The sequence below is a fragment of the Endozoicomonas sp. SCSIO W0465 genome, assembly GCF_023716865.1.
In the GTDB taxonomy this organism is placed as follows: Bacteria; Pseudomonadota; Gammaproteobacteria; order Pseudomonadales; family Endozoicomonadaceae; genus Endozoicomonas.
In genome coordinates, this window is the sequence record NZ_CP092417.1 from 1,540,480 (window position 1) to 1,553,505 (window position 13,026).

Genomic DNA, 13,026 nt, shown 5'->3' on the forward strand with positions numbered 1-13,026 from the left:
TGGATGGTTCTTTAGAGATGGTAGAATGAGCCGTGGTGTTCATGTCATGAATGACAATCCTTAGCCAGTTTGGTTCCATTAATCAGATGATGGAGATGATGGAATAGCAGTCATACCGTGCTCATTGCCATCTCACCATGGATTAACAATGATGGCTTATTCTGTGCTACCACTGCGGATCAGTGTTCAGGCACTTTTTTTGCCAGCCTGCAATACATTTGAGTACTGGACGACTTTTCAAATCGTCAGGCGGGGCTCAGGATATTTAACATTTCCAACGCCCGTTTCTCTGTTTTCCTCCAGGGTTCTGTTTTCTCTTTTAATAACCTTGAAGGGTCTAAACAGGCTGCTTGCTGAAAAAGCGATTGCCATTCGCTTTCAGCCTTTTTCTGCATTCTCAGGATGTGCGCTTTTTGCGACAACAATTGTGCCCGCTTTTCACTGTAGGAAGAGCGTTGAATCGCCTCCTCCACATAATTGAAGGCTTGGTCCAGTAAAATAGGCTCTGCCGAACCGTTTTTGTCGACACGCTCACAGTAAATCATGAATCGATGGATTGACTGGGCAAGTGCCTTATCGACACCGTTGGTGATAGCACCAATATACCTGTCAAATTCATGGGTCCCACAATGTAAAATGGCTAATGTCAGCCGGTAACGGTCTTTTTGAACCTCGACCAACGTATGATCGGACAGGCATTGTTGGAGCAGACGTTGGGCTTGATCGACCTTACCCATTATCTTCCAGAGACGGGCCAGGGTATGATTCGTTTCATGGTTGTTGCAGGCCTGGCTTTCTTCCGGGTTGTCTGCCTTAGTCGATTCCAGCCTGAACGTGCTGATCAGCAGTTGTTCGGCTTTATTGAGTTTACCCGCTATTTCCCACTGAAGGGCCAGCCCCAGATTCGTCTCATGGTTCATGCAGGCCCTGCCTTCTTCCAGATCTCCCGCCTTAACCGATTCCTGCCTGAAGGTGGCGATCAGCAGGCGCTCGGCTTTATCGTGCTTACCCACTAACTGCCAGTGGCGGGCCAGCCCCAGATTGGTCTCATGGTGCTGGCAGGCCTTGCCTTCTTCCAGATCACCCGGCCTGGCCGATTCCTGCCTGAAGGTAGTGACCAGCAGGTGTTCGGCTTGATCAAACTTACCTATTACCTGCCAGAGACGGGCCAGGGTAATATTCGTTTCATGGTTCTTGCAGACCCTGCCTGCTTTCGGGTCGCCCGTCTGCGCCGATTCCTGCCTGAAGGTGGCGATCAGCAGGCGTTCGGCTTGATCGAACTTACCCATCAACTCCCAGAGACGGGCCAGCCCCAGATTCGTTTCATGATTCTTGCAGGCTCTGCCGGCTTCCAGGTCACCGGCCTTGGCCGATTCCTGCCGGAACGTGGCAATCAGCAGGCGTTCGGCTTGATCAAGCTTATCCATCATTTCCCAGTGACGGGCCAGCGTGAGATTTGTATCGTGGTACTTGCAGGCCCTGTCGGCTTCCAGATCGCCTGCCTGCGCCGATTCCTGTCTGAACATGGCAATCAGCAGGCGTTCGGCTTTATCGTGTTTACCCATCATCTGCCAGAGGCGAGCCAGCGCGAGATTCGTCTCATGGTGCTTGCAGGCTCTGCCGGCTTCCAGGTCCCCCGCCTTAACCGATTCCTGCCTGAACGTAGCGACCAGCAGACGTTCGGCTCGATCAAGCTTAGCCATCGTCTGCCAGAGACGGGCCAGCCCCAGATTCGTTTCATGATTCTTGCAGGCTCTGTCGGCTTCCAGGTCACCGGCCTTGGCCGATTCCTGCCGGAACGTGGCAATCAGTAGGCATTCGGCTTTGTCGTGCTTACCCATCATCTCCCAGAGTCGAACCAGCGTGAGATTTGTATCGTGGTACTTGCAGGCCCTGCCGGCTTCCAGATCGCCTGCCTGCGGCGATTCTTGTCTGAACATGGCAATCAGCAGGCGTTCTGCGTTATCGTGCTTACCCATGATCTGCCAGAGACGGGCCAGCATAAGATTCGTCTCATGGTGCTTGCAGGCTCTGCCGGCTTCCAGGTCCCCCGCCTTAACCGATTCCTGCCTGAACATAGCGACCAGCAGGCATTCGGCTTTGTCGTGCTTACCCATCATCTCCCAGAGTCGAGCCAGCGTGAGTTTCGTCTCATGGTGCTTACCAACCCTATCTGTTTCCGGGGCCCCCACCTTTGCCGATTCCTGCCTGAGCGTAGCAATCAGCAGGCGTTCGGCTTTATCGGGTTTATCCATGATCTCCCAGAGTCGGGCCAGCCCCAGATTCGTTTCATGATGCTTGCAGGCCCTGCCTGCTTCCAGATCATCCGCCTTAACCGATTCCTGTCTGAAAGTAGCGATCAGCAGGCGTTCGGCTTGATCAAGCTTACCCATCCCCTGCCAGAGACGGGCCAGCATGATATTGGTGTCATGGTACTGGCAAGCCCTGCCTTTTTCCGGATCGCCTGCTTCCTTCTTAACAATCTGCATAAGCAGATCTTCTGCCTCTTGATAACGTTTCAGTGCTTCCAGAATCCTGGACTTTGTCATCAAAGTATTGGTTTGGATAGGAGTTGATAATTGATTTAATAAATCCAGTGCTTCTGCAGCTTTTCCGTGCTGGTGATAAAGTGCCCGGGCAAGACCATTGACTTTACTTTCATTCTGTATTTGAGTCGCCGGTTTGATCGCCTTAAACACCTTAACGGCTGAGTCCCACTGCCTTTTTCTGAGTAATTCGAACCCCTGAGAAAGAAGCGCCTCTGTATTATTTTCTGTCGTTTTTACCGCTCTTGTTACGGCCGATTGATAAGAACCCCGGGCAGGATTTTGTCTTAACCCACGGGTGCCGGCAGAGGTCGCCGGCCTCACTGCTGTGCCCGGAGAGCCTGACACCACTGCAGCCCAGCTAGCGCTTCCTCTTCCGCCAACGGGAGGTGGTGATCTGTAAATTGGTCTGGATGGTTCTTTAGAGATGGTAGAATGAGCCGTGGTGTTCATGTCATGAATGACAACCCTTAGCCAGTTTGGTTCCATTAATCAGATGATGGAGATGATGGAATAGCAGTCATACCGTGCTCATTGCCATCTCACCATGGATTAACAATGATGGTTTATTCTGTGCTATCACTGCGGATCAGCGTCCAGGCACTTTTTTACAGGCCTGCAATAAATTTGAGTACTGGACGACTTCAAATCGTCAAGCGGGGCTCAGGATGTTTAACTTTTCCAACGCCCGCTGCTCGGTTTTCCGCCAGGGCTCTGTTCTTTCTTTTAAAACTCTTGAATGGTCTAAACAGGCTGCTTGCTGAAAAAGCGATTGCCATTCGCTTTCAGCCTTTTTCTGCATTCTCATGATGTGCGCTTTCTGCGACAGCAATTGTGCCCGTTTTTCACTGCAGGAAGAAAGCTGCATAGCTTCCTCCACATAATTGAAAGCTTGATCCAGGAATACAGGCTCTTCCAAACCGTTGTCAGCAACACGTGCACAATAAATCCTGAATCGATGGATTGACTGGGCCAGTGCCTTATCGACACAGTTGGTCATGTCTCCAATATACCTGTCAAATTCATTGGTCCCGGAATGTATAATGCACAATGTCAGCCTGTAACGGTCTTTTTGAACCTCGCCCAACGTATTATCGGACAGGCATTGCTGGAGCAAACGTTGGGCGTTATCGACCTTACCTATCATCTTCCAGAGACGGGCCAGCGTGAGATTCGTCTCATGGTGCTTGCAGGTCTGGCCTGCTTCCGGGTCGACCGCTTTCGACGATTCCAGCCTTAACGTACTGATCAGCAGTTGTTCGGCTTTATCGAGTTTACCCACCATTTCCCAGTGAAGGGCCAGCCCCAGATTCGTCTCATGGTTCTGACAGGCCCTGCCGGCTTCCAGGTCACCCGGCTGTACTGATTCTTGCCTGAACATGGCACTCAGCAGACATTCTGCTTTATCGTGCTTACCCATTATCTGCCAGTGACGGGCCAGCATAAGATTCGTTTCATGGTGCTTGCAGGCCCTGCCTGCTTCCAGGTCGCCCTCCAGGGCCGATTCCTGTCTGAACTTAGCGATCAGCAGGCATTCAGCTTTATTGAGTTTGCCCATCATTTGCCAGAGACGGGCCAGGGTGAGATTCGTCTCTGCGCTTTTGCTGGCCCCACTTTCTTCCGGGTTTCCTGCCGTCACCGATTCCTGCCTGAGCGTAGCGATCAGCAGGCTTTCGGCTTTATCGAGTTTACCCATCATCTCCCAGAGACGGGCCAGCGTGAGATTCGTCTCATGGTGCTTGCAGGCCCTGCCGTTTTCCAGGTCGCCCGGGTTTGCCGATTCCTGCCTGAACGTGGCGATCAGCAGGCGCTCGGAGATATCGAGCCTACCCATTATCTGCCAGTGACGGGCCAGGGTAATATTTGTATCATGATTCTTGCAGGCTGTGCCGGCTTCCAGATCGCCCGCCATCGCCGATTCCTGCCTGAATGTGGCAATCAGCAAACGTTCGGCTTTATCAAGTTTACCCATTATCTGCCAGTGACGGGCCAGCCCAAGATTCGTTTCATGATGCTTGCAGGCTCTGCCGGCTTCCAGGTCGGCAGCCTTCGCAGATTCCTGCCTGAACATGGCAATCAGCAGGCGTTCGGCTTTATCGAGCTTATCCATCATTTGCCAGTGACGGGCCAGCGAAAGATTCGTTTCATGGTTCTTGCAGGCCCTTCCTGCTTCCAGATCGTCCGGCTTCGCCGATTCCTGCCTGAAGGTGGCGATCAGCAAACATTCGGCCTTATTGAGCTTACCCGTCATCTGCCAGAGACGGGCCAGCGTGATATTCGTCTCATGGTTCTTACAAGCCCTGCCTGTTTCCAGGTCGCCCGCACTCACCGACTCCTGCCTGAACGTAGCAGTCAGCAAGCGTTCGGTGTTATCGAGCTTACCCATCATCTCCCAGAGCCTGGCCAGCCCAAGATTCGTCTCATGGTGCTTGCAGGCCTTGCCTGCTTCCAGATCATCCGTCTTAACCGATTCCTGTCTGAATGTAGCAATCAGCAGACGTTCGGCTTTATCAGGCTTGCCCATCACTCGCCAGAGACGAGCCAGCGTGAGATTGGTCTCATGGTGCTTGCAGGCCCTGCCGTTTTCCAGGTCGCCCGGGTTTGCCGATTCCTGCCTGAACATGGCGATCAGCAGACCTTCGGCTTGATCAAGCTTACCCACCATTACCCACTGAAGGGCCAGCCCCAGATTCGTGTCATGGTACCTGCAGGCCCTGCCTGCTTCCAGGTCACCTGCCTGCGCAGATTCTTGCCTGAACGTGGCAATCATCAGGCGTTCGGCGATATCGTGCTTACCCATGATTTGCCAGTGACGGGCTAGCGTGAGATTCGTATCATGATGCTTGCAGGCAATGCCTGCTTTGGGGTCACCCGCCTTCGCCGATTCTTGCCGGAACGTCGCAATCAGCAGGCGTTCAGCTTTATCGTGCTTACCCATGATCTGCCAGAGACGGGCCAGCGTAAGATTCGTCCCATGGTGCTTGCAGGCCCTGCCTTTTTCCGGGTCGCCCGCTTCCTTCTTAACTATCTGCTTCAGCAGATCTTCTGCCTCTTGATAACGTTCCAGTGTTTCCAAAATTCTGGATTTTGACAGCAAGGTGTCGGTCTGGACAGAAGCCGGTAATTGATTTAATACCTCCAGTGCCTCTGCAGCCTTCCCGGGCTGGTGATACAATGCCCGGGCAAGGCCATTGACTTTACGTTCATTCTGTTTTGGAGTCTCTGGTTTGATCGCCTGAAACACGTTAACAGCCGAGTTCCATTGCCTTTTCCTGAGTAATTCAAACCCCTGAGAAAGAAGCTCCTCGGTATTTCCTGTCGTTGTTACCGTTCTTGTTACGGCAGACTGATAAGAATCCCGGGCAGGATTTTGTCTTAACCCCGGGGTGCCTGCAGAGGCTGCCGGCTTCACTGTCGCTCCCGGAGAGCCTGATACAATTGCAGCCCAGCTAGCGACTCCGCTTCCGCTAATGGGAGGTGAGCTATAGATTGGCCCGCAGGAGACTTTACCGATGGTAGAGTAGTCAGTTGTGTTCATGTCTTGACATTACAACCCCTAACGAGTTTGGTTCCATCTTCAATCAAACTTCAAACGTTATGCGGAACTCAGGATATTTAACATTTCCAACGCCCGCTGCTCGGTTTTCCTCCAGGGTTCTGTTTTCTCTTTTAATAACCTTGAAGGGTCTAAACAGACTGCTTGCTGAAAAAGCGATTGCCATTCGCTTTCGGTCTTTTTCTGTATTCTCAGGATGTGCGCTTTTTGCGACAACAATTGTGCCCGCTTTTCACTGGAGGAAGGAAGTTGCATAGCCTCTTCCACATAATTGAAGGCCTGATCCAGAAATACAGGCTCTTGCGAACCGTTTTCGACAACACGTTGGCAAAAAATTCTGAAACGATGGATGGACTGGGCAAGTGCCTTATCGACACCGTTGGTGATAGCGCCAATACAGGTATCAAATTCATCGGTCCCGGAATGCAGAATGCTTAATGCCAGCCGGTAACGGTCTTTTTGCACATCGACCAACGTCTTATCGGACAGGCATTGTTGCAGCATACGTTGGGCGTTATCGACCTTGCCCATCAGCTGCCAGAGACGGGCCAGCGTGAGATTCGTCTCATGGTTTTTGCAGGCCCTGCCAGCTTCCAGGTCGCCTGCATTCGGTGATTCCTGCCGGAACGTGGCGATCAGCAGATGTTCGGCTTGATCAAGCTTACCCATCATCTCCCAGAGACGGGCCAGCCCCAGATTGGTCTCATGGAGCTTGCAGGCCCTGCCTGCTTCCAGGTCGCCCGGGTTCACCGATTCCTGCCTGAATGTGGCAATCAGCAAACGTTCGGCTTTATCAAGTTTACCCATCCCTTGCCAGAGAAGGGCCAGCGCGAGATTCGTTGCATGGTTCTTGCAGGGGCTGCCTGCTTCCGGGTCACCCGCTCTGGCCGATTCCTGCCTGAACATGGCAATCAGCAGGCGTTCGGCTTTATTGAACTTACCCATCCCCTGCCAGAGACGGGCCAGTGCGAGATTCGTTTCATGGTTCTTGCAGGGGCTGCCTGCTTCCGGGTCACCCGCCTTGGCCGATTCCTGCCTGAACATGGCAATCAGTAGGCATTCGGCTTGATCAAGCTTACCCGTCATCTGCCAGAAACGGGCCAACGTGAGATTCGTCTCATGGTGCTTGCTGGCCATGCCTGCTTCCAGATCACCCGGCTGCACCGATTCCTGCCTGAACGTGGCGATCAGCAGGCGTTCGGCATGATCGAGCTTACCCGTCATCTGCCAGAGACGGGCCAGCGCAAGATTCGTCTCATTATTCTTGCAGGACTGACCTGCTTCCAGGTCGTCCGCCCTGGACGATTCCTGCCTGAACATGGCAATCAGCAGACGTTCGGCTTTATCGAACTTACCCATCATCTGCCAGAGACGAACCAGCGTGAGATTCGTCTCATGGTTCTTGCAGGCCCTGCCTTCATCCAGGTCACCCGGCTTTGCCGATTCCTGCCTGAACGTAGCGATCAGAAGGCGTTCGGCTATATCGAGCTTACCCATTATCTGCCAGTGACGGGCCAGGGTAAGATTCGTTTCATGGTTCTTGCAAGCCCCGCCTGCTAACGGGTCGCCCGTTTTGGCCGATTCCTGCCTGAACATGGCGATCAGCAGGCGTTCAGCTTTATCGAGCTTGCCCATCATCTGCCAGAGAAGGGCCAGCCCCATATTCGTTTCATGGTGCTTGCAGGCCCTGCCTGCATCCAGATCACCCGGCTGCACCGATTCCTGCCTGAACGTGGCGATCAGCAGGCGTTCGGCTTTATCGAGCTTACCCATCATCTGCCAGAGACGAGCCAGCGTGAGTTTCGTCTCATGTTGCTTGCCAGCCCTGCCTGTTTCCGGGTCGCCTACCTTTGCCGATTCCTGCCTGAGCATAGCAATCAGCAGGTGTTCGGCTTTATTGGGTTTACCCATGATTTCCCAGAGTCGGGCCAGCGCAAGATTCGTCCCATGATGCTTGCAGGCCCTGCCTGCTTCCAGATCATCCGCCTTAACCGATTCCTGTCTGAATGTAGCGATCAGCAGGCGTTCGGCTTTATCGAGCTTACCCATCACCTGCCAGAGACGAGCCAGCGTGATATTGGCATCACGATACTTGCAAGCCCTGCCTTTTTCCGGATCGCCTGCTTCCTTCTTAACAATCTGCGTTAGCAGATCTTCTGCCTCTTGATAACGTTGCAGTGCTTGCAGAATCCTGGACTTTGTCATCAAAGTATTGGTTTTGATAGGAGCTGATAATTGATTTAATAAATCCAGTCCTTCTGCAGCCTTTCCGGGCTGGTGATAAAGTGCCCGGGCAAGACCATTGACTTTACGTTCATTCTGTATTTGATTCGTCGGTTTGATCGCCTTAAACACCTTAACGGCTGAGTCCCACTGCCTTTTCCTGAGTAATTCGAACCCCTGAGAAAGAAGCTCCTCTGTATTACTTTCTGTCGTTTTTACCGCTCTTGTTACGGCTAATCGATGAGAGCCCTCGACAGGATGTTGCCTTAACCCACCGGTGCCGACCGGGGTTACTGGCCTCACTGTCATTCCCGGCCAGCCTGACGCAAGACCGGGCCCACCAGCTCTTCCCCTGCCTCTGCCTCTGCCTCTGACAGGAGAGCCAGAGAGTGGCCCCGAAGAGTCTTTACAGATGGTAGAATGAGAAGTTGTGTTCATGTCATGAATGACATCCCTTAGCCAGTTTGGTTCCATTAATCAGATGATGGAATAGCCGTCATACCGTGCTCATTGCCATCTCACCATGGATTCTTAAGGTAGACATTAAGCTCCACCCACTGCACAGAAGCCTAATCTTGTACGCCCTGAACAACCATCCCGTGCAGGGTGTTCTCGTTTCGCATTATTTCCCCAGAAGTCCAGTAGCTTTTTAATGCATGAGACCAATGACTTTCCTGCATTCATCAACGATGAAATCACATTACCAAACAGGTGAGTCCCACTTTTCATCACCTTGTGCGTCGAGATTTCCTCAATGCTCCCACTTTCACAGAGGTTCGCCTGTGCAGCATGGGCAAGGTACCTTTTCAACGTCACAACCACAAAGGACATCAGAATCAGGCTAAACACCAGTGTCGCTGATTTGGTGTTAAAACGATGCCACCCTGAATAGGATTTGATCTCTTTGAAAATCAGCTCTATCTGCCACCGTAGACGATAGGCCTGGAGCACATCACTCAAGGTGAACTCCACCCGGTTCAGGTTGGTCACAACGAAAACCCACTTCTGTTTTTTGTCATTCCAGCGGACAACCAAGCGGAATGGCCAGGCTTTGAATCCCGGCCATTCTACATCCAGGTCGAGGCACTGGTCTTTGGGGAAGCCAGACAGTACATCCTTCAGTTTTTGTCCTTTGTAGCGATTGAGATTCTTGCCATCCTCCCGTACCGCGCTGAGTATCGTCGGGTTGATACTCTGAGGTGCCTTGCAGATAAAAGAACCCTCCCTGTCATCAATAGCGGCAAAGAGTTCCAGCTCAAAATAACCGGCATCCATTAGCATCAGGATATAGGCCATGGATGTTGGCAGTGGTGGCAGACAGTCTCTTTCTGAACGGGTATCTTCAGTCAGCTGCACCCGCACCAGGTTGTTGGTGAGAAGATCCATTGTCGTATGAAGCTCGACGGCAGCAGGACTGACCGTTGAGAACCTGCCGGGAAATGCTTCTTTCAGGGCATCATAGACAGCTTGTGACGAACCGTCCTGAATCAGAATGTGCTCAAACTCTGAAAATGGACTGTCTTCATCAAACGCCATGACTTTGCGGGAAAATATTTCCAGACACTGCACCCATAGCCACAGGATAAGAGTAGGCAGCGCGTCCTTTTTAGCTTGATTTGCCCAAGAACGATAAGAGACATTCAGCCCCGTCAACTCGTTAAATTTACGGTGTAGATCCGCCTGGGTATCGCAGTTTCCATCACCAGCGAGGGCATCGATCAGTGAGAGGATAAAATCCAAAGGACGGATATCTCGCTGTCGTATAGTAAAACCAAGCTGTTCCGCCATACTTAGGAGTTCTGACCGGTCGAAACAGGTCAACAGTTTTTTTCAACTAATCTACTATTTGCAGTACTCATCTTGTTCAGCCATTGATAATGGTTTCGAAGCTTTATTGTGGCTGTTCAAGGTGGGTTCTGCCGCCGGAAACGAACCTTTTTTGAGCTTAATGTCTACCCTAAGACCATGGATTAACAATGATGGTTTATTCTGTGCTATCACTGCGGATCAGCGTCCGGGCATTTTTTTTCAAGCCTGCAATAAATTTGAGTACTGGGCGACTTTTCAAATCGTCAAGCGGGGCTCAGGATATTTAACATTTCCAACGCCCGTTTCTCTGTTTTCCTCCAGGGTTCTGTTTTCTCTTTTAATAACCTTGAAGGGTCTAAACAGGCTGCTTGCTGAAAAAGCGATTGCCATTCGCTTTCGGCCTTTTTCTGCATTCTCAGGATGTGCGCTTTTTGCGACAACAATTGTGCCCGCTTTTCACTGGAGGAAGGAAGTTGCATAGCTTCTTCCACACTATTGAAGGCCTGATCCAGTAATACAGACTCTTGCGAACCATTTTTGACGACACGCTGGCAATAAATCATGAATCGATGGATTGACAGGGCGAGCGCCTTATCGACATCGTTGGTGATATCACCAATATACGCATCAAATTCATCGGTCCCGGAATGCAGAATGCTTAATGCCAGCCGGTAACGGTCTTTTTGTACACCGACCAACGTCTGATCGGACAGGCATTGTTGCAGCAGACGTTGGGCTTTATCGACCTTACCCATCAGCTGCCAGAGACGGGCCAGGGTGAGATTCGTTTCATGGTTGTTGCAGGCCTCGCCTGCTTGTGGGTCACCCGCCTGGGTTGATTCTTCCCTGAACGTGGTGATCAGCAGACGTTCGGCTTTACCGAGTTTACCCTCGATCTGCCAGAGACAGGCCAATCCCAGATTCGTCTCATGGTTCTTGCAGGCTTTGCCTACTTCCAGATCACCTACCTTGACCGATTCCTGTCTGAACGTAGCAATCAGCAGGTGTTCGGCTTTATCCAGTTTACCCATCATCTGCCAGTGACGGGCCAGCGTAATATTCGTCTCATGGTGCTTGCAGGCCTTGCCTTCTTCCAGATCATTCGGGTTCACCGATTCCTGCCTGAACGTGGCAATCAGCAGGCGTTCGGCTTTATTGAGCTTACCCATCGCCTGCCAGAGACGGGCCAGCGCGAGATTCGTTTCATGGTTCTTGCAGGGACTGCCTGCTTCCGGGTCAACTGCCTTGGCCGATTCCTGCCTGAACATGGCAATCAGCAGGCGTTCGGCTTTATTGAGCTTACCGATCATCTGCCAGAGACGGGCCAGTGCGAGATTGGTATTATGGTGCTTGCAGACCCTGCCTGCTTCCAGGTCGTCTGCCTTCACCGATTCCTGCCTGAACGCGACGATCAGCAGGCGTTCGGCTTGATCGAGCTTACCCATCATCTCCCAGAGCCGGGCCAGCGCAAGATTCGTCTCATTATTCTTGCAGGACTGACCGGCTTCCAGGTCGTCTGCCCTGGATGATTCCTGCCTGAACGTGGCAATCAGCAGGCGTTCGGATGCATCGAGCTTACCCATGATCTGCCAGTGACGGGCCAGTGAAAGATTTGTTTCATGGTTATTGCAGGCCCTGCCTGCTTCCAGGTCGCCCGCCTTCGCTGATTCCTGCCTGAACATGGCAATCAGCAGATGTTCAGCTTTATTGAGCTTTCCCATCGTCTGCCAGCAACGGGCCAGCGTGAGATTCGTCTCATGGTTCTTGCAGGCCCGGCCTGCTTCCAGGTCGCCCGCCGTCGCTGATTCCTGCCTGAACATGGCAATCAGCAGCTGTTCGGCGCTATCGTGCTTGCCCATCAACTGCCAGAGACGGGTCAGCGCAAGATTCGTTTCATGGTTCTTGCAGGCTCTGCCTCTTTCCAGGTCGCCCGCCCTCGCTGATTCCTGCCTGAACATGGCGATCAGCAGCCGTTCGGCTTTAATGAGCTTCCCCATCATCTGCCAGAGACGGGTCAGCGTAAGATTTGTTTCATGATTCTTGCAGGCCCCGCCTGCTTCCGGGTCGTCCGTCGTCGTCGATTCCTGCCTGAACGTCGCGATCATCAGGCGTTCGGCTCGATCGAGTTTACCCGTCATCTGCCAGAGACGGGCCAGCGTAAGATTCGTTTCATGGTTCTTGCTGGCCCTGCCAGCTTCCAGGTCGTCCGCCGCCGTCGATTCCTGCCTGAACGTCCCGATCAGCAGGCGTTCGGCTTGAACGAGTTTACCCATCACCTGCCAGAGACGGGCCAGCGTAAGATTGGTATCATGATTCTTGCAGGCCTTGCCTGCTTCCGGATCACCTCCTTCCTTCTTAACAATCTGCCTGCTTTAGCAGAGCTTCGGCCTCTTCATGACGGTGCAGGGCTTGTAGAACCCTGGACTTGGTCAGCAGGGTAGCGGTCTGGACAGAAACAGGTAATTGATTTAATAAATCCAGTGCAGTTTTAGCCTTTCCGGGCTGGGGATAAAGTGCCCGGGCAAGGCCATTGATTTTGTTTTCATGCTGCTTCCGAGTCTCCGGTTTGATCGCCTGAAATACCTTAACCGCCGGGTCCCATTGCCTTTCCCTGAGTAATTCGTACCCCTGAGAAAGAAGTTGTTCTGTATTTCCTGTCGTTGTTATCGTTCTTGTTGAGGCTAATCGATGAGAGCCCTCGACAGGATGTTGCCTTAATCCACCGGTGCCAACCGGGGTTACTGGCCTCACTGTTATTCCCGACCAGCCTGACGCAACACCGGGCCCACCAGCTCTTCCCCTGCCTCTTCCTCTTCCTCTTCCTCTGACAGGAGAGCCAGAGAGTGGCCCCGAAGAGTCTTTACAGATGGTAGAATGAGAAGTTGTGTTCAT

Annotated in this window: 6 protein-coding genes; all 6 read right to left on the reverse strand. The window is 52.4% G+C overall.

Translation table 11 applies throughout. The features are described from left to right. Positions 1-245: 245 nt before the first annotated feature. The 6 genes from MJO57_RS06530 to MJO57_RS06555 all read right to left on the reverse strand — a co-directional run bounded on the left by MJO57_RS06530 (position 246) and on the right by MJO57_RS06555 (position 12,885). Positions 246-2,894, reverse strand: a complete 2,649-nt coding sequence (locus MJO57_RS06530) for a lipopolysaccharide assembly protein LapB (protein WP_252023873.1) — start codon at positions 2,892-2,894, stop codon at positions 246-248. A gap of 304 nt (positions 2,895-3,198) precedes the next feature. Beyond that, positions 3,199-5,958, reverse strand: a complete 2,760-nt coding sequence (locus MJO57_RS06535) for a lipopolysaccharide assembly protein LapB (protein ID WP_252023875.1) — start codon at positions 5,956-5,958, stop codon at positions 3,199-3,201. Positions 5,959-6,141: 183 nt separating this feature from the next. Next, positions 6,142-8,628, reverse strand: coding sequence for a hypothetical protein (locus MJO57_RS06540; RefSeq protein WP_252023877.1), 2,487 nt, complete (start codon positions 8,626-8,628; stop codon positions 6,142-6,144). 240 nt (positions 8,629-8,868) lie between these two features. Next, positions 8,869-10,146 carry an IS4 family transposase gene (locus MJO57_RS06545; protein WP_256491761.1) on the reverse strand — a complete coding sequence of 426 codons (1,278 nt, stop codon included), beginning with the start codon at positions 10,144-10,146 and terminating at the stop codon, positions 8,869-8,871. A gap of 251 nt (positions 10,147-10,397) precedes the next feature. Continuing rightward, positions 10,398-12,407, reverse strand: coding sequence for a lipopolysaccharide assembly protein LapB (locus tag MJO57_RS06550; protein WP_252023879.1), 2,010 nt, complete (start codon positions 12,405-12,407; stop codon positions 10,398-10,400). Between the two features lie 82 nt (positions 12,408-12,489). After that, positions 12,490-12,885: a hypothetical protein gene (locus MJO57_RS06555; RefSeq protein WP_252023881.1), complete on the reverse strand. Its 396-nt coding sequence runs from the start codon at positions 12,883-12,885 to the stop codon at positions 12,490-12,492. Between the last annotated feature and the right edge of the window lie 141 nt (positions 12,886-13,026).